We start from the raw sequence: 23,588 nt of genomic DNA on the forward strand, positions 1-23,588 counted from the left end.
TTTGTCGTTGCTGCGGTGTTTTCTCCGCGGCCCGAACCCGCGAACTGACTATGAGTGCCATTGTAGAATCCACAACTCGCCCCTCTCTTCTGAGCACGATTCGGGCCTACAACGAGCTCACAAAGCCCGGTATTATTCGGCTTTTGGTCTTAACGACCATTTGCACCATGCTTGTGGCGGAGAAAGGCGTACCCCCACTCGAATTGATGTTTTGGACTCTCATCGGGACCGCAATGGTGTGCGGCTCCGCTAACACCATCAATATGGTCTGGGACCAAGATATCGACATCATCATGAGCCGGACCGCGCATCGGCCCATTGTGCGCGGCGATATCTCTCCACGAAACGCCCTTATCTTCAGTGGTGTTATTGGTTTCCTCGGTGTTTTGATCCTCACCTACTTCGCCAATCCACTCGCGGCGCTCATGGGCATCGCGGGACACGCTTTTTATGTGGTCATTTACACGATGTGGCTTAAGCGTCGGACCCCACAGAATATCGTGATCGGCGGAGCTGCCGGAGCCTTCCCTCCGCTGATCGGTTGGGCGGCAGTAGCTGGGGAGCTTTCGCTGACAGCATGGTTGATATTCGCCATCATATTTCTTTGGACCCCGCCCCACTTCTGGGCATTGGCGCTCTACAAGGACGTTGAATACGGCAAGGCCAATGTGCCTATGATGCCAGTCGTCCGCGGCAAAGAAACCACTAAGTTTCAGATGATGGTTTACATGATGCTCCTTTTGGGGGCGACCACTCTGCTTACCGTCACCGGCGTTATGGGTTTGGTTTATTTTGTGGCCGCAGTCTTCCTGGGCATTGCGTTCACCTACTTCTGTGTTCGTACAGCATTTGATACCGACCCGGCCGAGCCGTATGCAAAGAAAACGTTCGCATTCTCAATTCTCTATCTAGGTCTACTCTTTGGTGCCATGTCAGCCGATTCATTGGTCGAGTTGCATTTCACACAGCGAAACGAGCTCACCAGTATTGCCCATGAAGCCGACAGAATCCGAATGAGACAAACACAAGAGGAGTTGCAGCGTATTCACAACGATGACTCTGCTGCAGCAATTCCTGGCCTTGAAATCACCGATTCCGAGCGTGGATACTAATTATGAGCGAAGAGAAACTCACGGTTGAGCAGTTTGGCAGCGTGAACCAAAAGAACAGCAAATGGTTCGTCGGAATCATCGTTGGCTCTTTCATATTCGCTTTCGCATCTATCCCACTCTACCGAATCGTCTGCAAACAATTCGATCCCGGTGGCTCCTCCTACTTCAACGGCGTGACGCAATCGTATGAACCAACAGCGCCAGTCGATGAGTCCAGACAAGTCAGAATTCGTTTCACCACGAATGTAGAGCGACAACTGCCCTGGCGATTTAAGCACGGGCAGGAGTTTGCCACTGTAAATCCAGGAGCAAAGACCAATGCTTCTTTCCAAGTGACAAACACGAGCGATCGTCGGGTCACAGGCAAGGCAGTCTACGATATCAATCCACCTCAGGCAGGAGCCTACTTCAAGAAGGTTGAGTGCTTTTGCTTCAGGGAGCAGGAACTCGCGCCAGGCGAAACAATGGACCTTCCTCTGGTCTTTTGGTTTGAGAGTGACCTTCCTGAAGACATCAAGGACATTACGATCGCCTACACGTTCTTCAACATGGAGAACTCCTTCGAACGTGATGCTCAAGAGAGAGCGAGCCGATGAGCGAGAAGCCTTGGACAACGGATGAGGAGACTCAAAAGCGTACCAAACGCTTCGGGCTTATCGTCTTAAGCCTCATCATCCTCATGATGGTTGTTACAGCGGTGTCGCGATTCTACGGCTGGTGAGACCATGCCAAAGTTCAAGCCTAAACTCGTCCCTACCCTTGCCACGCTGGTGGGTTTCGGGCTTCTAATCGCGCTCGGCACCTGGCAAGCCCAACGTTACTCATGGAAGCTCGACATCGAAGAACGGCGCGACCAGAACATGGTTTCGGCGCCCATTGAAGTCTCCTCTCTCAAGGAGATCAAAGACCTCGACTACCGCAAAGTACACGCCAAGGGAAAGCTCCTCACAGAGTACTCGGTTTTCTTCAAGTTCCGGATGATCGACGGAAAGTCAGGCTACTGGGTAGCCTCCCCGATGGTCTTTGATGACGGAGCAATTCTGGTCCAGCGCGGCTGGAGTCCCATCGAGCAAAAGCCAGAGAACCTTGACCTCAAAGAGGCCGATAGCGTGGAGGGACTAGTCTACGCGCTCGACAGGGTAATCGCCGACGCAGACACGCGCGACGCGGTCAAAGAACTCGATAAGGATACACTTCAGGGCTGGAACACACTGGATTTGGATGCGGTTTATGAAAGACTCCCGTTTGAACGCCCTCAGAGGCCTGCTCTGCTCGTTTTGGATAAGAACGTTGACGCTGACCTAGTCGCATCTCTAGAACACATTACACAGCCTTACATGACGTCTGAGAAGCATCTTGGCTACAGCATCACGTGGTACACTTTGTCGGTGGGGCTTCTTATGCTCTGGCTTGCGTCGTGTTTTGGAAAGATTGGCGGACACGCACCTCGTAAGAGATAACTCAGCGGTCGCCGAAGAGCAGACGCCTTGCCTCGGCTACATGCTGCGCGCCGAGAAGCGCCGATTCCTTGAGCTCATCCTTCACCTCCTGGATATTGGCTTTCGGACCGAGAACGCGTTTAAACCCGAGCTTTCTCGTCTCGGCCACACGCCGAGCCGCTTGAGCCACCGCTCGCACCTCGCCTGTCAGTCCCAACTCTCCAAAAATCGCCAGGTCGGACGGAACCGCTCGCTCGTAGAATGACGAGAGAATTGCCATCGCAATCGCTAAGTCAGCGGCAGGCTCCATGAGCTTCAAACCACCGGCGACATTGATGAAGACGTCCATTCCCGCAACCTTAGCGCCCGTCCTTTTCTCAAGAATGTTCAGGAGCAAGATCACGCGATTGGTATCTACACCCACTGCAGTGACCCGAGGGGGCCCGTAGTTTGTGGGTGACACGAGCGCCTGCACCTCCACCATCAACGGTCGAGTGCCCTCCAGAATGGGCACCACGACGCTTCCGGGAGCGTCGGTAGGCCTGCCCTCCAAGAACGCCGCAGATGGGTTTCCAACTTCATGTAGGCCGTCTCCGCGCATCTCAAAAATACCCACTTCGTTGGTGGACCCAAACCGGTTCTTCACGGCGCGAAGTAATCGAAACGCACCGGCATTCTGAGACTCGAAATAGAGGACCGTGTCCACCATATGCTCAAGAACTTTCGGCCCGGCGATTGCGCCTTCCTTGGTCACATGGCCCACCAACACGATTGGAATGGAAAAACCTTTTCCAATCTGAGTGAGTCGACTTGTCACCTCTCGGAGTTGAGCAACGGAGCCAGGCGCCGAGGTTAGCGACTCACTTTGCAAGGTCTGAATAGAGTCGATCACGGCAAGCGCTGGCCGCTTCTCGGAAAGCAACTTCTCGACTCGCTCTACACTCGTTTCGCCCACAACCCAAAGTGCCTTTGAATCCACACCCAGACGGTTCGCTCGAAGACGAATCTGGGTCAGACTCTCTTCGCCCGAAATGTAGAGAACTTCGAGCCCCTTGGAAGCAAAATGACCTGCCACTTGAAGTGAGAGCGTGGATTTGCCAATCCCGGGATCACCGCCCAACATCACGATACCACCCGGCACAAACCCTCCACCGAGAACCATGTCGAGCTCTGCGATATCGGACTTCACTCGCTCCTCGGCGAGCATCTCGATGTCACCAAGGCGAATTGGCTCGCCCCCCGCCGCAGCCCCGTAGCCAGAACGGGCGGACGCCACAGACGGCGGGCCCTCAGGCTCGCGAACCTCTTCGACCATCGTGTTCCACTGCAAACACGAGGGACAACGCCCAAGCCATCGCGGACTCTCATGTCCGCACTCCTGGCAGACGTGCATCGTCTTTATCTTGGCCACCGAGGCCCCCTTTTATTGTTGGAGTCTAAACTCGACGCGTCGATTGATGCTTCTATTTCGGTTCGAGGTGTTCGGAAGAATCGGTCGATTCTCACCATAGCCTTCGGCTGTAAGTCTTTCGGAGCTGATTCCCTGGTCGATCAAGTGTTGACGCACGGCCTGCGCACGTCGCTTCGAAAGGTCCAAATTGAAGTCATCAGGCCCCACATCATCTGTGTGCCCCTCGATTTGTACCTTCTTGATCTGAGGGTTTTCTACCAGAAGCGACGTCACTTGTTGCAGGAGTGGGAACGACCGCTGTTGAATCGTCGCTTCACCGTTATCAAAGTAAATCGTCTGGCGTATCTCGATCTTGTCATCTCTCAATTCTACCAAATCCTCTTTCGGTGCCGGACTCAAGACAAACATCAACTCGAGCGTTTTATCGCCGACCACCTCGATATCGCGTCCACGAGACAGGAACCCAGGGGCAGTAACGCCCACGGAGTACTTCCCTGGCTTGAGTTCCTGCGCATAGTCTCCCGCTGCGCCCACAGGAATCTGCTTCTCTTCGGAACCCGTAAACCGCACGCTTGCACCCGCAATCGGATTACCTGCCTCGTCTCGTACATCGCCGCGAACCGTACCGGCCTTTGGAAGCGCCTTCATTTGCACGGCGAGCGGATGCTCACCTGGCTCGCCTGGAAGAGTTCGTTCAACCTCGATGGGCTCGTAATCAGGATGTTCAATGGCGAACGTCACCCGCGACCCAGGCATGAACTCGTACGATCTAAACTTTCCGTCGGCACCGGTAGCTTGAGCGGTCTCGCCGCCAAGAGGATACCGCACAATCGCGCCGGAGATCGGCTCACCGGACTCTTGATCCCTCAAGGACCCTGCGACCCATGCCACCGGAGCGGCTTCTGGAGTCTTGGACTCTCGCTCTACGTATTCAATCTTTGGTGTCGGATCGATGGTCCACTGAACCCCGACGACCAACTCCCATGGAAGCGTCACAGGCAGTCCCGCTGCGTCCTCCGAGGTCAGGCCGATGTCCACACCAGCGTGCAAACCGAGGTTCTCAATAGGCTCGGACTTCACACCAACCGAAAGTACGTTCGGGAACGCCGGAAAACCGAGGTCCGAAACACATGGGAGATTGGGTTGGTCACACACACCATCTGCGCCAGAGACGGGAATCGCCATGCTCCACGCAAGGAACGGCGAGACGTATGGGAACTCGTATTCGATTCCTGTTCCGATCTCCACCGCGTCATAGGCGGAGAGTTGGTAAGCAAATCGTTCTACTCGCGTCGGTGTGAGGCCATCGGGCACGAGGTTTTCGGACCCGTCCATTCGGTAGCCGATATTGAGGTGCGCATTCAGATGCATTTGGTCGTCGCTAAGCTCCGAACCCTTCATCGAAACCAGCAATCGTGGCCGAATGCCGAAACCCGAGAAGTCCACACCCGTTGAGCCGAAGCCCGTAGGTACAAAGAAGGTCGAATCGAGGCCGAGGTAGAATCCCGGGGCGACGTCGAAATAGCCTTTGAGTCCAAGTGCCGCATCCCCTTGTGAAAGCATGGCTTCCGGACGTCCAAAACTATTGACGTTCGACTGAAAACGCAGGCGCAAATTGGCAGAAAAATACTTGAAAGGACTCGCTTCGATCAGGAGGTTTCCTGCGAAGAAGTCGTTCGTGTCGTTGAAGCGTATGGTGTTTGAACCGGTGTAGAACTGACTCATGAGGGCAATTCGGTAGGTATGTGGTGCACCACCCCACGCGGAGCTCAAGTTTTGCAATCCGACACTACCTTCTAAGTTGAGCATCGCGCTGACAAGCCGCGAGTCGCCCTCGTCCTCAGTCTCTTCCTCAGTCGGCACCACCGCAGTGGCACTTACGCCCGGCGCAATCTCAACTTCCGACCCTTGATCTGTCTCTCCGGTTGCGTCTTCGGCCTCCTCAGCTGGGGCTGCCCCCTCAGTCACAGGTTCAGTAGCTGCGGGCTCGGCCGCGTCATCTGTAGATCCCGTCTCCCACGGCATATCCTGAGAAAATGCAGAAAATGGCAGGCCCGTAACGAGTAGCGCAACGGCTACTCTCTGTGAAAACAACATGATGACTCCGGCGGCAAAAGGCCTAGATCGCTTTGTAAAATCCCGGTCTTTGCTAGGTCAATCTCACACAGGTGTCAAGATTCCGGCCATCTCTAGACCGACCCGGACAAGCCCAAACACCACTGCGCACAAGAGGGCCAGGGGCCAGAAATAACGACCAATTCGGCCTTCGAACCACGTGGAGAGTCCAGTTTCGCCTTTGTAGAGCTCCCAAGCGCTCACCAGCGCAGCGACAAGGCAGGCCAAGATCATAAAGATGCCAAACGGATGAAAGTGTACCGACGCCGCGAAATCTCCGTGCAGCGCGTGAGTCCAACTTCGGGTCATCCCACAGCCGAAACATGAATACCCAGTCACCATGCGGATTGGGCACTTCCAAAGTGAAACGCCGCCCGATGCCAGGATCCCCGTGTAAACGAGGGCCCCGACATAGGCGGCGATAAAAAACACTCTTCGGTTTCGGCTTGTAGCCTTCATCTTAGAAACCGCCAGCAGCTCCGCCTGGTGAACCGTTTTCCCACGCCTCGTTCAAGCCTTGCTGGATAAAGAAAGGTCCTACTCCAATAAGCAAAAGCACAAAGAGAATTGGAGCGTCAAACTGGGGCTTAACTCCCCAGGTGTTTTGAATTTCCACAACTGAATTGCAGAGTCGCCAGCTAAACCAAATACCCCAAGCCCCGCAGGTGACTATCGAGAGGAGAATCTCTTTTACGAAATTGTACTCCTCGCGGCCAAGGCCCTTGTTGATGTCGTCCACGACCCCATACATCCAAATGAACCCGTAAATACCGCACGTCAACATCGGTAGAAAAAGTACCATCAACGGGTTTCTAACTTCGCCTCTTTGCATCGAACTCTCCATTTGTAGTTAACTGGTTGAGGGTCGACACTCTCACACTCAGACGGGGATCTCAACCATCCCAAGCATCCAAGACGCGAAACTTCAGGTTCTTTCAGACGCTTAGGAGACCCTCACGCTGTTTCTCGATCAGTCGATGATAAACGCCTTCTTTACCCACCAACTCTCGGTGCTCACCGGTCTCCACTACCCTTCCCCTCTCCAAGACTACCAACTTGTCGGCGCCGGCCACGGTGGAGAGACGATGCGCGATGATCAGTGTCGTCCGACCGCGCATCAACTCCTCGAGAGCCACCTGAACGAGTGACTCACTCTCCACATCGAGCGCGCTCGTCGCTTCATCCAAAATCAGAATACTTGGGTCCTTCAGTACCGCACGGGCAATGGCGATGCGTTGTTTTTGACCACCAGACAATCGCACACCACGCTCGCCAATCAAGGTTTCCAAACCCTCGGGAAACTCATTGACGAAATCCCATGCATGGGCTGCACGTAGTGCGTCTTCGACCTCGATCTCAGACGCATCAGGACGGGCATAAAGCACGTTTTCACGCACGCTCCCCGAGAAGAGAATCGGCTCCTGTGAGACCACCCCGATCCGTTCCCGAAGGCGGTCAGGGTGCAAGCTTCGGATATCCACGCCGTCGATGAGAATCCGCCCGTCCACGGGATCGTAAAACCTCAGCAATAGTGCGGCAATCGTAGACTTACCCGCTCCAGAAGCCCCTACAAACGCCACCTTCTCCCCTTCTTTGACCTCAAAACTCGCCTCTTGCAGCGCATTGACGTCCGTTCGAGTTGGATACGCGAAGGTCACGTTTTCGAAACTGATATTCCCTTTGATCACGATGTCTTCAGTGCCTGAACTCTCGATCTTTGGCACGCGGTCTATCAAGTAGAAGACCCGCTCCGCCGCACCCGAAGCCTTCATGAAGTCCGTCCAAAGACCGCTCAAAACTCCCAGAGCAAAAGCGACCATCAAGGTATAGAGCAAGAATGCGGTCAACTCACCGGCACTCATGCGTCCTTCCATCACCAGGTGTCCGCCGTACCCGAGAATCACCGCGACCGCGCCGTAGCCGAGCAGGGAGACGGCTCCACCAAAAATCGCACCGACCATGCCGCGTTCGCGCGCCGCATCGAACGATGCCTCCACGGCGACTTTGTACTGACTGAGGGCAAAAGCTTCGGCAGCAAAACTGCGCACCGTACGAATCCCGGCAATGGATTCATCTGCTATCGCCGTGGAATCCGCCAGCGTGTCTTGCACGCGGCGTGAGAGTGCGCGGACTTTTCGCCCGTAATACACGGCGAAGCCCACCACTGCAGGAACCGCCACGACCATCACCATAGAGAGTTCCAGGGACGTGAAGAAAAGCACGATGATCCCGCCAAGCGCCTGCGTGAGATACCTCAGCGACATCGATAGATTCGTGGTCACAGCACTTTGTAAGACCTGCGTGTCATTGGTCAATCTGCTGGTCAACTCCCCGGTCTTCTCAGCGTCGAAAAACCCGATTTCCTGGCGAAGAATTGCGCTGAACAAACCCTGTCTTAGGTCCGCTACAACCCGCTCACCCACTAAGGTGAATAGATAGTAACGAAGGCTCACAAACACGGCCTGAAACACAAAGAGGAAGACGAGCGCGCCACCAACCAGTGTCCAGTCGTACTTAGCGCCTTCACCCAATAGGTCATCTACGCCGATGCGGGCAGCCTGAGGGTATAAGAGGCCCATTCCGCTCGCCGCAAAGAGCGCAAACGTGGCCACGATCAGGACCTTCAAATGCGGGCGTGCGAGGCCGACGATGCGGCGAAGTGTGATTTTTGTCTCTGCCATTTAGGACTTCATTTTCGCGGGTCAAACTTCTATCGCTACATGTTAGCATGATGCGAAGGGAGACGCGTTGTGGACATTTTCAAACCAGGAGTCAATTGCCTTGATGTCTACGAGGATATTGAGGTCAGTATCTTTCGAGATTCGAAATCCTATTTCGATGAACTCGTCGAAGCACTCAAAAATGCCCGTCAGACCATTTATATTGCCGGTTGGGAAATGGAATCCCAAATGTGGCTCCAGCCTGACTCGCCATCGCCAAAGACGCTAGAGTCGCTCCTCAAAGAACTTCTTTCAAGCCGACGAGACCTGCAGATCTACTTGCTCATCTGGGATATGAGCGAGGTCAAAAGGATGGCGAACAATCCTATAAAGATGCTCAGACCCGCGTGGTTTCCTCACCGCAGACTCAAGCTTCGACACGACGACCACTACCCTTTTGGGGGCTGTCATCATCAGAAGTTCGTCGTGATCGACGACCAACTTGCCTACTGCGGCGGCATCGACCTTACGGTTGGACGCTGGGATACCCCGGAACATCGCCCTGTGGACTCGAGACGTAGCGACGCATTTGGTGTTGAGCATGGTCCTATCCACGACTTCCAGCTCCGAGTTGACGGCGAGCCAGCAAGAAAGATGGGAGCACTCTTTCGTGAGCGTTGGCTGAGGGTTTCGAGGAGACCACCGCGAACTCCGCGCGTCGCGCCTTACCCTACACCTTTCGAGAGCACCTTGAGGGCAAAAACACTGGCTCTGGCACGCACAGACCCAGCTGTGACGCCGTCGATCCGGGAGATCGAGAGGCTCTTTCTCGACACGATCGCCGCGGCAAAGTCCTATATCTTCATCGAGAACCAATATCTAACCTCGCCGATCATTGGGGATGCCCTCTCGAAGCGCCTTGAAGAAGCCAATGGCCCTGAGATCGTGATTATTGGCCCACGAGAACCCGCTGGATGGCTCGAGGAAATCACGGTTGGGATGCTGCGCTGGCGGGTGATTGAGCGCCTCCGAAGAGCCGATTCATCTGGAAGACTCCGTATCGTCTACCCCATGGCATCGGTCGAAAATGACGTCACCCTCTACGTGCATTCAAAATTCATGATTGTGGACGACGCGTTCATTCGCGTGGGGTCTGCAAATATATCTCAACGATCGTTCCGAATCGATTCTGAACTCGATATCGCGGCTATTTCCGAAGATCACGAGACCCTGCGTCGCCTCCTTTGTGAGCTGCTTGCCGAACACACAGCGCTTCCCCTTGACCGTGTTCAAGACGCTCTTCGCGACTCAATTGCCAAAGGCTTGGACGCTCTGATGCTCGAAGGCGAGAGCTCAGACCGAAGACTCGTGACGCTAGGGAATGCACCACAGGCTGCGTGGCGAAAGTTCGCCCATGACGGCGACATCCTTTTCGACCCGGATAGACCACGCTCCTTGGCCCAGATTGCGGATGTCGTGCTTGGCGCAAAGGCTCGCAAACGGTTTTTGAAGCGAGTACCAAACGGCCTAATCTCCACCATCGTCTGGACCGCTCTCTGCCTGATTTCAGCCAAAGTCTTGCATTTATCTTCTGTAGACGTGCTCCAAATCGATGCGTTCTTCGCGAGCTGGCAAGCGCTGGTCGCTATCACGTTGGGATGTCTGGTCTTGCTCTCGTTTGGCGCGCCCATCTTTGTGGTTTTGGTCTTTCTCAATCTGGTATTCGACGGCATCACCTCAATCCCTGCCGCACTCCTTGTAACCACAGGTGCTGCGGTGGTTTCCTACAGATTGGGCCAAAGAGTCGGAAGAAGCGTGCTCAATCGAATATGGGGTTTGAAAGTCAAAGACGTCCAAAAAGAACTCTTTAGGCGAGGAGTCTTTAGTATTGTGGCGCTACGCTTTTTGCCTATCTCCACATTTGCGGCTGTGGGTTTAGCCGCCGGCGCCGCCTCACACCCCTTTAAACCCTATGTCATTGGCAGCGTTCTGGGCATGGTACCGAACGTGTTGCTGCTTTCTCTCACCGCCATGTTCATCGCTCGATACGCGCGTTATCCAAACCCGTTCGAACTCGCGCTTGTGGCCACTTCGCTAGCTTTCATCGCCCTGGTGATGAAAGCCGTTTCGAGGCACCTTCAAAGAAAGAGTTAGTATTTGCCTTGCTCAACTCGAATTCGTGACTACAGTTGCCGCGTTCATATCCGGGCGCAACGCCCAAACCAAAGTTTACTAAGAAGTTATGAGTAAAAGAGACTATTACGAAGTTCTAGGACTGGGTCGAGACGCCGACGAACGCGCCATCAAGAAGGCGTACCGCGAATTGGCAATGCAGTTCCACCCGGACAGAAACCCGGGTGATGACGTCGCAGAAGCCAGCTTCAAGGAAGCCGCCGAAGCTTATGAAGTTCTCTCCAACCCTGAAAAGAGAAAACTCTACGATCAGTTTGGTCACGAGGGCCTAAGCGGCCGCGGAGCAGGTCCTGGCTTCGGCAGCGTAGATGATATCTTCTCTCAGTTTGGAGACATCTTCGGAGACTTCTTCGGTTTTGGACGTCAGCGAAACCCCAACGGCCCAAGGCCCGGGGCGGATCTAAGACTCGATATCGAACTCACCTTTGAAGAAGCCGTTCGCGGCACACAAAAAGAGGTTGAAGTTCGCAGACACGCTGAGTGTGAAACGTGCAGCGGCTCCGGGGCAAAACCCGGTACCGAGCCCGTGGTTTGTTCAACGTGCGGCGGACGCGGACAAGTCCATCACTCACAGGGCTTCTTTACCCTCTCTTCAACCTGCCCGCATTGCCGTGGACAAGGCAAAGTCGTCAAAGATCCGTGTGAAGACTGCTCCGGTGCTGGAGTCACTGAAGAGAAGAAAATGGTCACCGTGAAGATCCCGCCAGGGGTTGACCACGGAACCAGACTTCGAATCCGAAATGAAGGAGAAGCAGGCCGCAAAGGGGGACAACGCGGAGACCTCTACGTTTTCCTTCACGTTGAGCCGAGCGAGATTTTCGAGCGCGACGGAGCCAACATTCACCTCAAGGTTGGAATCTCATTCGTGCAGGCCGCCCTTGGTTCGGAACTTGAAATCCCGACCCTCGATGACCCAAAGAAGATCACCATCAAGCCGGGAACACAGTACGGGGACACTCTGGTCCTAGAGAACCACGGCATACCTCACGTCAACAGGCCCAACGCGAAGGGCGCACTCATCGTTCACTTTGACGTTCGGATCCCCACAAAGCTGGACTCAAAACAACGCGAACTTCTGGAAAAATACGCCGAGATTTCAAACATCTCGACCACAGAAGCGAGCTTCTTCGACAAGCTCAAAGAGAAGATTCTCTAAAGGTTGAGTCGCTTGAAAAGTGCTTCAGGCATCACCTTGATCACACCCATGATTCCTCGCCAAAATCGCGGGTAGTACATCTCGTTTTCTCCACGCGATGCCGCTCGCTTAATTGCAAGTGCAGCGTCAGCAGGGTCAGCCACTGGAATTGCGGTTTCCATGCCGTAGGTCATGCGGGTATCCACAAAGCCAAGCTTGACGGTCAGGACATGCACACCTGACCTAAAGCACCGATTTCTCAGGCCTTGCAAATAAAGGGCGAACGCACCCTTAGCGCTTCCGTAGATATAATTTGATTGCCGTCCACGATCTCCTGCCACGGAACTCAGCCCGATAATCGTGCCCGAGCTTCGCTCGATCATCTTTTGAGCCACCAACTCTGAAACACTCACCGAGCCGGTGTAGTTGATATCGATAACCCTTCTAGCCGCGCTCGGGTCTGTCTCGGACTCCTCTTGTTCCCCCATGTCCCCAAAGGCAACCAGAGCAACTTCGATGGCGCCGAGCTCGGACTCGACTTGCTCGACCAGCGCGGCGTGCGCGTCGAGGTTCGTGGCGTCAAAAGCCCCAAAGCCTGTCCGCACACCAAATCTCACCTTCAAATCTGCGGCGATCCTTTCGGCCTCCGCCACGTCTCTTGCCGCAAGATAAACCGCGTGCCCTTCCTCGGCATAAACACCCGCAATGGCGCGAGCGATGGGCGATGTCGCACCCAGTATCAAAACGCTCACTTTGCACCTCCCACAAGTCCAAGGCGACGCCCCAACTCGGACTGGAAGATATAATTCGGATCCCATTCATCACGAACGGCTTTCCACTTTTCCCACTCCGGGTACATCTGCCGAAACTTCGCTTTGCTCAGCCGAGCATCTTTTCCGAGATAAACTCGGCCACCGCTCGCGATGACGATATCGTCGAGTCGCTCCATCATGTCCAACAAAGGTGTCCCAAAATTCGGGAAGTCGAGCGCCAATGTGGTCCCTCGAGACGGAAACGATAACCCGCCGTGATCTCTGTCCCCAAACTCCTTTATCACCGCGAGAAAACTAGCCATCCCCGAGTTTGAAATTACTTCCAAAATCTCACGAACAGCATCCTTCTCTGGAACCACCATCTGATACTGCAAAAAGCCACGCGACCCGTAGAGATAGTTCCAGTTATCGACAGCATCCAAAGGAAAAAAGAACGGCACGTAGTGTACCGAACTCGACGTGGTACCTGCCGGGGTTTTTCTAAAATATGCTTCATTAAAGAGCTTGATCGTTGCCTTGTTGAGCCAGAGATTCGACTCCAAATCGCGCACGTTCAATATGCGTTGTGCAAAGGATGCCAGGGCATCAAGAGGCGACGCCCCGGTCTGCACATCAGCGGGGGCGTGGCGTCCTCTCATAAAGATACCGCGCCCCATGGAAGCACCTTGTTTGACGCAATCCACCCAGCTCACAGTATGAGTAAAATCCGCGCTATCGGCGCTGACTTCAAAGAACTCGTCGAGGTTGTTGACCCTGACCGACTCCATCAAGATGCCCGGTGACTCCACACGTTCCAGCTTGACTTCCAAGCTCAAAATCACGCCCGTCATGCCCATCCCGCCGACGGTCGCCCAGAAGAGCTCAGGTTCGCGTTCACGGTCACAAATCACGATATCGCCCGACGCAACAAGGAGCTCGACGCGCCGCACATGATCTCCCCAGCACCCATCCACGTGGTGATTTTTTCCGTGGATATTGCACCCGAGCGCACCTCCAACTGTGACGAATTGAGTGCCGGGCACCACAGGTGGAAAAAAGCCTCGCGGCAAGAAGGTATCGATGATCTCCTTGAGGCTCACGCCTGACTCCACGCGCAACCAACCGGTCTCCGGGTCGAAATCGAGCATTCGATTCAAGCGTTGTGTCAGGACAACCCTGCCGTCTTTGATCAACGCAGCGTCCCCGTAGCTTCTGCCTAAGCCATAGGCGAGCACGGGATGTCCGTCTCTTTCACTCAGCGCATTCTCGACGTCCTTCATCCTTTCGGGACGCGCCACCCATGCCGAATGCCTCGGATATCGCCCCCAACCTTCCAATTTGGTTGGCGCCCATTGAGTCTTCATATCTCAATCCTTCGCTTCATCAGAAAACGCTACGTGAAGCACACTCTCTTCTGCTGGTACACCGATTCTCAGCGGGAATCCATAGTGTCCTAAACCACGATTGACATAGAGCCGCATGCTGCCGCGAGAAAACAGTCCCTGGTCAGGCACCACGCCCGTGGCGCCGACAACTGTAAACGGTACTCCAAGACTCAGAAGCCCAAGCTGTCCACCGTGGGTATGTCCGCTCAAAACAAGGTCCGCGGACTCGTCCGGAAGATACCGAAAATGTGAGGGGTCGTGCAGAAGTACGATCCTGTGCGTGGTCTTTCCACCGACGTGATTGAAGACTTTGTCGATATGGTCCTTGACCTTCAGAAACCGATAATCGATGCCGACGATCTCCACTTCACCAATCGCCGTTTCCACACGCTCCGCGGAGTCGATAAGCCACGAAATACCAAGCTCAGCGCACACGGTCGCAGGCGTCTCGGGTGCTTCCAAATCGTGATTTCCACGACACGCAAACACCCTGCCCTTCATCGCAGCCAGCGGTTCAAGAGCATACCTCAAGGCCTCTACATCTCTTTGCGATTCCATGGTCATGAAGTCGCCCGTCAAGAGCACTAAATCAGGGTCCTTAGAAACGATCCTCTCTACCGCCCGCCGCGCTCGCTTGGCCGAGACAAACGGCCCGAGGTGGAAATCGGTGAGATGGCCAAGCCGCAGACCCTGAATCTCCGCCGGCGCTACGGTTTTTTGCCTCTGAAAACGACCAGAGTGCACACGACCAATTCCAACCTCAGAAGGTGAGTGAACCAAAGATTGGATCAGCCCAAAGCCAGCCACAACAAAAGGAATCGCGAGAAGCATTGGCTCGACTCCCATCACCTTCATCGCCGCCCATGGCAGAGCCAAAACAGTCGCTGCCACTAAAAAGAGCGCGGGCCAAGTGATGACCAGTCTCCACCAGAGCGGGCGAAGCCGCGGTCTAATCAACGAAAGAAAGTGGACATGAACCAGCGCCACCCCTGGGGCAAACCAGAGCTCGTATTCAGGAAAGAAAAGAATCTCCCAGATTGCAGACTGCACACCCAGAAGTACCAGTAAAAATACCGCATACACTCGATTGCGCAGCACCAGCGCCAGCAACACGGAGAGCAAAAATGCGCCCCATAGTGGATATGTCATTAAGACTCCTAGTCGGTCTTCAAACAGATGCGCGCAATCAGCCCAGGATGCGTGTTTTCAAATTCCAAGGTCCATCCGTGTACCCGACACACTCGACGCGCGATGTTCAGACCAAAACCCTGCCCACCTGGGTTCCTATTCCTCGCGTCATCAGATCGAGCGCCGCGTTCGCCGAGCTCCTCGAGCATTTCTTCAGGCACGCCCGGACCATCATCCATCACCTGGACACACCAGACTTTGCCGGCACCTCGGGACTCTTGCTCGAGCAAAACACTGACGTGGCCTCGCGGCTCGACGTACTGTATCGCGTTCTGCACCAAATTGCTCAGCGCCTGTTCGAGCAACGTTGAGTCAGCCTCAATCTCCACAGCCTCTTCAGGAAACCCAGCGTTAAACTCCACGTTCTTCCATTGAGCGACTGGCCCGTGCCGCTGAACCACACGCTCCAAAAGCTCGACCAAGTTCACCTGATGTTTGACCACATTTTCCGACCGTTCAAGGCGCGCCGCAGCCCCCATATTTCTGACAAGAGACGAGATATAATGCGACTCCTGCAGCGCAGCCTCCACGTGCTCTCTCGAATCTTCATCGATGGCTCGCACCAGCCTGTGCTGGAGCACCGTCAGCGGAATCGCGAGGTCGTGCGTGGTGTTCGACACAAACTCAGTCAAGGCCTCATCACGAGCTTTGAGGTCGTCGATGGTCTGTCGAACGCGCGCGCCGAGGCCGGAGAAGGCACGGGCGAGGTCGCCAATTTCGTCTTTGTCCTCGAGGCTCGACTCGACCCGGAAATCAGCGGCCTCCGCGCTCTCGACCTCTTTTTGCAGCTTCCGAATTCGACGCACAAGCGGACCAGCAATCACCAAACCTGTGAGAAATAGCAAGAACGCGAGCGCCACGCTTTGACCGATGATTGGCTTGAGCACAGGCCCGCGTGGTGGCGGCCTCGACCACGTCAAGAGCATGACTTCACATGCCCCTCCCATACCAGTTCGCACCGCACTTGCTCCGCTCCGCCGAAAACCGAGATCGTGGACCGGCTCCTCGCTCTGAACCACGTCTTTCAGGCCCGCGGGAAACCTAGGTGCATTCGGATTCTTCGATTGCAGATTCAGGTCGTAGGCCCAGCCTTTAACGCCCCTTCGCGAGAATTCCCAGGTTTCGGGCCTCTCCAAACACCGAAGCGGCGGGCGCGCTGAGATTCTAGTCGCCATTCGGTCGCTGACCCTCTCCATCACGTCGTTCCGCTCAGCACCCACTCGCCACAAAGTGAAGAGCGCAACCAAAGGAACAACCAGCGCCACTATCACGAGCGCGACTTTCAACGGAAGTTTCATGCTTTGGTCTTAGGCGAAGAAGCAAAACGGTAGCCGATGCCCCAAACCGTCTCTAAATGCACCCCAGCATCCCCGAGCTTCTTGCGGATTCTCGAGACGTGTACATCCAGGGTCCTAAACCCGCCCTCGCTCTCCTCATCTAGGACGCGCTCCACAATCTGTGCACGAGAAACCGACTTATCCAGACGCGAAATCAAAAGGGCCAAGATATCAAACTCCACGCGTGTCAGATCTATCAACTCTCCGTTGACCTTAACCTCGCGCTCGTCCTCGAAAAGCGTCAGCGGTCCAATATCTCGGCTCGAACTTATAATCGCTGGGCGCCTGAGCCGCGCATCTACACGGGCGATGAGCTCTTCAGGCCAAAAGGGTTTCGTGACGTAGTCGTCCCCGCCCAACGAAAACCCTCGCACCTTGTCGTGGGTGTCCGTCTTCGCTGTCAAAATGATGACCGGAACCTCAGATGATTCCCGCCAACGTTTGAGCAAATCAAACCCATGGACGTTGGGCAGCATGAGGTCGAGGATCACCAAATCATACGACTCAATGTCTTCTCTTCGCGCCGTTGCTCCGTCCGTGCACCAACGCACAACGTGGCCAGCACGCTCAAGCGTGCCGACCACTTCATTTCCGAGGTTCGCATCATCCTCAACTACCAGGATTTTAGGCATTTACTCTCCCTTCTTTGCCTGGCCCTTTCTCTTACCCTTACGGTCGCCTTTGTGCTTAGCCTTCATCGCGTCGAACTTCGCTGCTTGTTCAGCACTCAGCACCGCACGAATCTTGCCTTTGACCTCTTGCCGATGGGCCTTTAGCTCAGGGCGCGCCTGGCGTCGGTCAGAGTCGTTGGCTTCAAGAATCAACTCTCTTTCAGCCTTTGCGTCTTCCATAATGGACTTGATTTGATTTCGCTGGGGCTCGGTCAGCTCCAACTCATCGGCCAACTTCTCAAGCCGAGGTCCCCTCTCACCACGCTTGCCCTTGAACTTGGCCTTGCGCTTTTCCATCTTCGCATCGAGTTTCGCGAGTTGTTGCGCGTCCAAGGTCTTTGCAAGCTCGGCACGCGTCTCAGCCTTCAAAGCCCTCATCTGCGCCCGTTTTTCTTCCTTTGGCAAATCGCTCTTCTTGAGCTCTTTAAACTTCGCGCGTTTATCCTCTTGAATGGTCTTGAACGCCTTTTCCTGCGCCGGGGTCAGTTTCAACTCCGCCTTGATCTCTTCAAGACGCTCACCCTTCTTTCCTTGATGTGCACCCACGACACCCACCATACCGACGGTGGTCATCAAGAAGGCGCTGGCTACTAAAAGTTTCTTCAGGTTCGTTTTCATCTCGTTCTCCATATTTGGATTCTCTCAGACGTCCATCGCCTGACACACTAGATTCTACGAACCGACTCTTAAGAGAGTCTTAAGCGATTTCATTTTTTACAAAGAACTAGAAATGCCACGGGAAATCCTTGTAATCCTGTGGCCTTTTCTCCAAAAACGCGTCTCGCCCCTCTTGGGCTTCATCGGTTCCATACGCAAGCCTTGTGGCCTCGCCCGCAAACAACTGCTGCCCAACCAGCCCATCGTCGATCATATTGAAAGCGTATTTCAGCATTCGAATCGCCGTGGGGCTCTTCATGCATTCACGCGCCCATTCAAGCGCCGTCTCCTCGAGTTTATCGTGGTCAACCACAGCATTGACCATACCCATCTCGTAGGCTTGTTGAGCGGTGTAGGTACGGCCGAGGAAGAAGATCTCTCGAGCAAATTTCTGACCGACTTGCCGAGCCAAATAGGCCGACCCGAAACCACCATCAAAACTAGCGACATCTGCGTCGGTTTGCTTAAACTGGGCGTGCTCACGGCTCGCGATCGTCATATCGCACACCACATGGAGGCTGTGCCCACCGCCCACGGCCCAGCCCGGCACCACGCAAATCACAACCTTCGGCATAAATCGAATCAGCCGCTGAACCTCAAGAATATGAAGCCTCCCAAGTCGTGCGGGGTCCACACCCTCAGCTCCCTCATATTTGTAGCCATCTTTCCCGCGAATCCGCTGGTCACCACCGGAACAAAACGCCCAGCCAGCATCTTTAGAAGATGGCCCGTTTCCGGTCAAAAGTACCACGCCCACGTCCGGCGTCATGCGCGCGTGGTCAAGGGCGCGATACAACTCATCCACGGTCTTTGGCCGAAACGCGTTTCGGACCTCGGGACGGTTAAAGGCGATACGAACGGTGCCCTGATCCTTGGCACGGTGATACGTAATGTCCTCAAAATCGAACCCCTCAACAGCTTCCCAACGTGACTCATCAAAGATTGCAGATACCATGTTCTTCCTCTCGGTTTTCAGACCGCAGGATGGTAAAGTCTGCCCTCGATTACTACAACCTCATCTGACCTCGCCCATGGCTCAAATCTTTCCCGCCGAACTCCCCGAAGGCGTGCATACGACTCGAAGCGAACGCGCGATCTTTGAGGCTCTCAAGGCCGGTCTCCCCGACGATTTCTACGTCTACTATGCCCTGCCCTTCGTCTCCGGCGAGACTGCAGCTCAGGGAGAAGTTGATTTCATCATCCTGCACCCCGAGCTCGGGATGCTCTTCCTCGAGTGCAAAGGCGGCGGCATCGAGCGCGACCACGATGGAACCTGGTATCGGATGAAGGGTAAAAAGCGCGAAAAACTCTCGCGTACTCCCGCCGAACAAGCCAAGAGTCAGGTGGAGGCGCTTGTCACGAAGTTTCGCGGCTCGTGTGTAAGACTGTTTGGCTCGATTTCAGGCCGTTTCCCAATGGTCTACGGCTGGGCAATCGCTTTCCCCTTAAGTGTCTGGGAGAGCCACAATATCCCGCCTGATATGGAGCCAGAAATCTTTCTTGACGCCGCCGTCCTGGAAGACACGCATCGACTCGTCGTGGACGCCATGAGCTTTTGGGCCCGAAAGCATGAAACACCTCCGACGCTCTCAGCCGATCAATTCGAGACGTTTCGCACCAATGTCTTGAGCCCGGAAATCAAGCTCGTACCACTCCTAGACCGCGTGCTTCCTAGCGGGGCGCACCCCATGGTTCGCCTCACAGACAAACAGGCAGCCGTCGCCGAAAGGATTTCCGCCTCCAAACGACTCATGATCAACGGCTCTGGCGGCACCGGTAAGACCTTGCTCGCCTTTCACTCGGCACAAATGATGGCCAACGAGGATAAGCGCGTCTTGCTCCTCTGCCATGATCCTGCGCTGGCCGAAAAATTCTCTCTGGTCACGACCCAGCTCGCAAGACAGGTCCAGGTGGCACACGAGGCCACCCAAACCCTCACCCTCGACTCATCCTCAACCCTCGCGTTCAAGCGCCCGAGCGAAGATGAACGCACCATTGCGATCGGCAAGGTCTCGGACGAGCCTGCGACACAGGCTATCGATTCGGTGGATGAGACCACTGTTCGATTTGCCAAACCCGACCTCAAACTCAAGTCGCGGCGTTGGTCTGTTCAACTCCCTGGAACCATCGAAACAATCGATTATCCGCGACTTGTTTTTAGAGCTGCGATGCTCCTGAACGAGTCGCCGCCTCCCCAAGAGAGGAGTGCGCACACCCTTAAAGCTGCCCTCACCCAAGACCTCATCGGCCCATGGGACGCGATCGTGGTGGACCAAGGCGAAAGCCTCTCCCCTGCCGCACTGGAGGTCTTAGAAAGTGCCCTGACACCCGGGGGACAACTCGTGGTCTTCTACGACCCTGATAAAGCGTCGGGACGGCAGTATATGCCAAGAATCGGCCCGGAGATTCCGCTTATCTAGCACCAGAAAATCTTTCGTGATAAGCCTCATGACCGTTTTTGAGTGAGAACAGTCATGGCCGAAGAAATCGAAAGAAAATCCAATTTCATCCGCGATATTATCGACAAAGACCTCGCGTCCGGAAAGCACACCAAGATCGTGACGCGCTTTCCGCCCGAGCCCAACGGCTACCTCCACATCGGGCACGCGAAGTCCATTTGTCTGAATTTCGGCCTGGCCATCGACTACCAAGGCCAATGCCATCTCAGATTTGACGACACCAACCCGGTCAAAGAAGACATCGAGTACGTTGAGTCCATCAAGAACGACGTGAAATGGCTCGGTTTTGATTGGGGCGAGAACCTCTTTTTTGCGTCGAATTACTTCGAACGAATGTATCTCCTGGCCGAAAAGCTCATTCAAAAGGGGCTCGCGTACGTAGACTTTCAGCCTCACGAAGCGATCCGTGAACAAAGGGGCACCCTGACCGAGCCCGGCGTTGAAGGGCCTTATCGAAACACCTCGCCGGAAGAAAATCTGAAGCTCTTTAGACAGATGCGCCAGGGCAAATACAAAGATGGTGAGTGCATCCTCAGGGCGAAGATCGACATGACCTCTCCCAATATGGTCATGCGAGACCCTGCACTCTACCGCGTCAAACACGCGCATCACCACAACACTGGCGATGAGTGGTGCATCTACCCAATGTACGATTATGCGCACTGCCTCGAAGACGCTTTCGAGGGCGTGACCCATTCTATCTGCACCCTGGAGTTCGAAAATAATCGCGAACTTTACGACTGGGTGATTCAAACCACGGAAGTTGAGTGCCAGCCAAAGCAGATTGAGTTTGCGCGGCTCAGCCTCAACTACACCGTAATGTCCAAACGAAAGCTCCTGCAGCTCGTTCAGGAAAAGCACGTCAACGGCTGGGACGACCCTCGGATGTTCACCATCGCTGGTTTGCGCCGACGTGGCGTCACGCCCGAAGCCATCCGAAACTTCGCGTCGTTGATCGGTGTGGCAAAGGCCAACTCCACTGTGGACATGAGCCTCTTTGAGTTTTGCGTGCGTGACGATCTCAACCACCGTGCACCGCGTGTGATGTGTGTGATCGACCCCATCAAGGTCACCTTGACGAACCTTCCAGAGGATTTTTCCGAAACCATCGACGCCCCGCTTTGGCCATTTGATGTACCTAAGGAAGGCTCACGAGACGTCGTGCTTACGCGCGAGATCTACATCGAACGCGATGATTTCATGAAGGACCCGCCCAAAGGCTATTACCGCCTCAAGCCCGGCGGTGAGGCCCGGCTACGATATGGCTACGTCATTCGTTGTGATGAGGCGCTTGAGGACGAATCTGGAAACGTTCTGGAGCTCAAGTGTTCCATCCACATGGACTCCAAGGACGGACGTGGATTTGAGGGAAAGAAGGTCAAGGGCGTGATTCACTGGGTCTCTGCTACCCACGCATTGCCCGCAGAGATACGCCTCTACGATCGGCTTTTCTCGCATGAAAAACCTGACGCCGACGGCGATTTCCTGGCCCATATCAACCCAGACTCATTGAAGATTTCTTCAGGGTTCATCGAGCCAGCGGCTCTCACACTGGACGAAACGCATTTCCAGTTCGAACGAAACGGCTATTTTGTTCACGATTTGGACTCTTCCAAAGACACACCAATTTTCAACCGCGTCGTGTCGCTCAAAGACTCGTGGGCCAAAGAAGTCGCAAAAACAGATGCTCCCGAAGAAGCACCGCCCAAACCTGAGCCCAAGCCTGCGCCGACCGAGAAAGCCGAAGGGACGCCCCAGAAAAGTTCTAGGGTTCTGGAAAGAGAAAAGGCACGAGAACAAGACCCAGCGCTGGCAGCCCGCTATGCTCGCTACCTGGAACTCGGAGTGCAGGACGACGAAGCCGACCTCCTCTCCGGCGAGGTCGAAAAAGGCGACTACTTCGAGGAGCTACTGGCGGTCTCGAGTGCGCCCGCCTCCGCCGCGCTCTGGATGGTCAACGAACTCCTCCCGCAAATCGAGGAAGACGCGCTCCCGAGCCTCAAGTTCACGCCTGCCCAGTTCGCTGAACTTGTGAAACTCGTGGATGACAATGAAGTTGTTACCGCGGCAGCTCGTGAAGTTCTCCAAGTGATGCTCACGGATGGCGGCAGTCCTGAGGCTATCGTGGACCAGCGCGGTCTGCGTGTCCTTAAAGACACCTCAAAGCTCGACGCCATCATCGACCAAGTTCTCGCCGAGAACCCCGACGAGCTCGCGCGCTACAAAGAAGGCAAGACCACGCTCTTCGGCTTCTTCATCGGCAAAGTCATGAAGGCCACAAAAGGCGCGGCGGACGGACACATGGTGCGAGAAAGACTGCAAAATCGTCTAGAGTAGTCCAATCGCTTCATTGAGTGCCGGCAAAACTTCCTCGGCCGGCCCCTTCAAGAACACATCTGCATCGGCTGAAAAATGGGACTCGTGGGTGTTCACTTCCACCACGTAGAGCCCTCGTTCGCTTGCGTACGAGGGAAGCTCAGCGGCCGGAAACACAAGGCCCGACGACCCCACGATCAAACACACAGAACTTTCCAGCAAAGCTTCGGTCGCGGCATCCACTAGCCCTCTCGGCAAAGGCTCTCCAAACCACACAACATCAGGCCTAAGGAGCTCACCACACCGCTGGCATCGGTTTTCGAGCCCCCACTCCGCATTCGAATAATCCCTGGTTTTGCAGGCGTCACAGCGCGATATCCGCAATGAACCGTGCAAACGCAGCACTTCCGCGTCTACATCTTCGTGTTCAAGCGCCTGCTCCAAAAGGCCATCCACATTCTGGGTCGCAAAAACACAAGGTTTGAAAGCAGCCAGCTTGGCCAGCGCATAATGAGCGCCATTGGGCCAAACACGGTCAAGCGAAGCGCGCTTTTGGTTGTACCAGGCCAGCATCCGCGCCGGATCCTCGTCGAAGGTCTTGCGCTGTGTGTACGGCAAAACCTCGGGATGAATGTATTTGCCTTCCTCGTCCCGATAGAGCGGCACGCCGGACGCGGCACTCAACCCGCTTCCGATGAACACAAAAATGCCTCGTGCGGACTTTATTCTCTCCGCCACCTGTTCCAAGACATCCAAGC

Annotated in this window: 21 protein-coding genes; 8 read left to right on the forward strand and 13 right to left on the reverse strand. The window is 55.0% G+C overall.

Translation table 11 applies throughout. From position 1 onward, the window contains the following. Nucleotides 1–50: 50 nt before the first annotated feature. Genes FRD01_RS04885 through FRD01_RS04895 form a run of 4 tightly spaced genes read left to right on the forward strand, consistent with a single transcriptional unit; the run spans nucleotide 51 to nucleotide 2,572 of the window. On the forward strand, nucleotides 51–1,112 hold the full coding sequence (locus FRD01_RS04885) for a heme o synthase (RefSeq protein ID WP_146958153.1): 1,062 nt from the start codon (nucleotides 51–53) through the stop codon (nucleotides 1,110–1,112). A 2-nt stretch (nucleotides 1,113–1,114) separates the two neighbouring features. Beyond that, the gene (locus FRD01_RS04890; RefSeq protein ID WP_146958155.1) at nucleotides 1,115–1,708 is read left to right on the forward strand and encodes a cytochrome c oxidase assembly protein; all 594 of its coding nucleotides are present in this window, start codon (nucleotides 1,115–1,117) and stop codon (nucleotides 1,706–1,708) included. Further along, entirely contained in the window at nucleotides 1,705–1,833 is a 129-nt protein-coding gene (locus FRD01_RS24605; protein ID WP_283808708.1) for a hypothetical protein, read from the forward strand. Before FRD01_RS04890 ends, FRD01_RS24605 begins: the two co-directional genes overlap by 4 nt. Before the next feature lie 4 nt (nucleotides 1,834–1,837). Further along, nucleotides 1,838–2,572 (forward strand): SURF1 family protein, encoded by a 735-nt coding sequence (locus tag FRD01_RS04895; protein WP_146958157.1) that lies wholly within the window; start codon nucleotides 1,838–1,840, stop codon nucleotides 2,570–2,572. Between the two features lies 1 nt (nucleotide 2,573). On the opposite strand, the gene radA is transcribed toward FRD01_RS04895, so the two are convergent. From radA to FRD01_RS04920, 5 genes are all read right to left on the reverse strand, one after another. Beyond that, a complete protein-coding gene (radA, locus tag FRD01_RS04900; protein WP_146958159.1) occupies nucleotides 2,574–3,962 on the reverse strand; it encodes a DNA repair protein RadA in 1,389 nt (462 codons plus the stop codon). A 12-nt stretch (nucleotides 3,963–3,974) separates the two neighbouring features. Next, complete coding sequence (locus FRD01_RS04905; protein WP_146958160.1) at nucleotides 3,975–6,059, reverse strand: OmpA family protein; 2,085 nt, start codon at nucleotides 6,057–6,059, stop codon at nucleotides 3,975–3,977. A 63-nt stretch (nucleotides 6,060–6,122) separates the two neighbouring features. Then, entirely contained in the window at nucleotides 6,123–6,536 is a 414-nt protein-coding gene (locus FRD01_RS04910) for a DUF2752 domain-containing protein (protein ID WP_146958162.1), read from the reverse strand. A gap of 1 nt (nucleotide 6,537) precedes the next feature. Continuing rightward, nucleotides 6,538–6,909 (reverse strand): DUF4234 domain-containing protein, encoded by a 372-nt coding sequence (locus FRD01_RS04915; RefSeq protein WP_249756022.1) that lies wholly within the window; start codon nucleotides 6,907–6,909, stop codon nucleotides 6,538–6,540. 103 nt (nucleotides 6,910–7,012) lie between these two features. Continuing rightward, complete coding sequence (locus FRD01_RS04920; protein WP_146958165.1) at nucleotides 7,013–8,758, reverse strand: ABC transporter ATP-binding protein; 1,746 nt, start codon at nucleotides 8,756–8,758, stop codon at nucleotides 7,013–7,015. Between the two features lie 69 nt (nucleotides 8,759–8,827). Here FRD01_RS04920 and FRD01_RS04925 point away from each other — a divergent pair, with 69 nt between their 5' ends. Together FRD01_RS04925 and dnaJ are read left to right on the forward strand one after the other, a co-directional pair. Then, a complete protein-coding gene (locus FRD01_RS04925; RefSeq protein WP_146958167.1) occupies nucleotides 8,828–10,891 on the forward strand; it encodes a phospholipase D-like domain-containing protein in 2,064 nt (687 codons plus the stop codon). Nucleotides 10,892–10,979: 88 nt separating this feature from the next. After that, a complete protein-coding gene (dnaJ, locus tag FRD01_RS04930) occupies nucleotides 10,980–12,086 on the forward strand; it encodes a molecular chaperone DnaJ (RefSeq protein ID WP_146958169.1) in 1,107 nt (368 codons plus the stop codon). On the opposite strand, the gene FRD01_RS04935 is transcribed toward dnaJ, so the two are convergent. The 7 genes from FRD01_RS04935 to FRD01_RS04965 form a co-directional block, all read right to left on the reverse strand. Further along, nucleotides 12,083–12,817: an SDR family oxidoreductase gene (locus FRD01_RS04935; protein ID WP_249756023.1), complete on the reverse strand. Its 735-nt coding sequence runs from the start codon at nucleotides 12,815–12,817 to the stop codon at nucleotides 12,083–12,085. The genes dnaJ and FRD01_RS04935 overlap by 4 nt on opposite strands. After that, nucleotides 12,814–14,181: an FAD-binding oxidoreductase gene (locus tag FRD01_RS04940; protein WP_146958177.1), complete on the reverse strand. Its 1,368-nt coding sequence runs from the start codon at nucleotides 14,179–14,181 to the stop codon at nucleotides 12,814–12,816. The genes FRD01_RS04935 and FRD01_RS04940 overlap by 4 nt, the downstream gene beginning before the upstream one ends. Before the next feature lie 3 nt (nucleotides 14,182–14,184). Then, complete coding sequence (locus tag FRD01_RS04945; protein WP_146958179.1) at nucleotides 14,185–15,351, reverse strand: metallophosphoesterase; 1,167 nt, start codon at nucleotides 15,349–15,351, stop codon at nucleotides 14,185–14,187. An 8-nt stretch (nucleotides 15,352–15,359) separates the two neighbouring features. Next, on the reverse strand, nucleotides 15,360–16,688 hold the full coding sequence (locus FRD01_RS04950; protein WP_146958181.1) for a sensor histidine kinase: 1,329 nt from the start codon (nucleotides 16,686–16,688) through the stop codon (nucleotides 15,360–15,362). After that, nucleotides 16,685–17,359, reverse strand: a complete 675-nt coding sequence (locus FRD01_RS04955) for a response regulator transcription factor (protein ID WP_146958183.1) — start codon at nucleotides 17,357–17,359, stop codon at nucleotides 16,685–16,687. The genes FRD01_RS04950 and FRD01_RS04955 overlap by 4 nt, the downstream gene beginning before the upstream one ends. Beyond that, nucleotides 17,360–18,016 carry a Spy/CpxP family protein refolding chaperone gene (locus FRD01_RS04960; RefSeq protein ID WP_249756024.1) on the reverse strand — a complete coding sequence of 219 codons (657 nt, stop codon included), beginning with the start codon at nucleotides 18,014–18,016 and terminating at the stop codon, nucleotides 17,360–17,362. It abuts the gene before it with no gap. Nucleotides 18,017–18,122: 106 nt separating this feature from the next. Beyond that, nucleotides 18,123–19,010 carry a 1,4-dihydroxy-2-naphthoyl-CoA synthase gene (locus tag FRD01_RS04965; protein WP_146958187.1) on the reverse strand — a complete coding sequence of 296 codons (888 nt, stop codon included), beginning with the start codon at nucleotides 19,008–19,010 and terminating at the stop codon, nucleotides 18,123–18,125. A 76-nt stretch (nucleotides 19,011–19,086) separates the two neighbouring features. Between FRD01_RS04965 and FRD01_RS04970 the strand changes: the two genes are divergently transcribed. Further along, entirely contained in the window at nucleotides 19,087–20,475 is a 1,389-nt protein-coding gene (locus tag FRD01_RS04970) for a nuclease-related domain-containing protein (protein WP_249756025.1), read from the forward strand. Nucleotides 20,476–20,529: 54 nt separating this feature from the next. After that, a complete protein-coding gene (locus FRD01_RS04975; RefSeq protein WP_146958191.1) occupies nucleotides 20,530–22,851 on the forward strand; it encodes a glutamine--tRNA ligase/YqeY domain fusion protein in 2,322 nt (773 codons plus the stop codon). Here FRD01_RS04975 and FRD01_RS04980 read toward each other — a convergent pair. Then, nucleotides 22,843–23,586, reverse strand: a complete 744-nt coding sequence (locus tag FRD01_RS04980) for an SIR2 family NAD-dependent protein deacylase (RefSeq protein ID WP_146958193.1) — start codon at nucleotides 23,584–23,586, stop codon at nucleotides 22,843–22,845. The genes FRD01_RS04975 and FRD01_RS04980 overlap by 9 nt on opposite strands. Nucleotides 23,587–23,588: the final 2 nt, after the last annotated feature.

The organism is Microvenator marinus (genome assembly GCF_007993755.1).
GTDB lineage: Bacteria > Myxococcota_A > Bradymonadia > Bradymonadales > Bradymonadaceae > Allomicrovenator > Allomicrovenator marinus.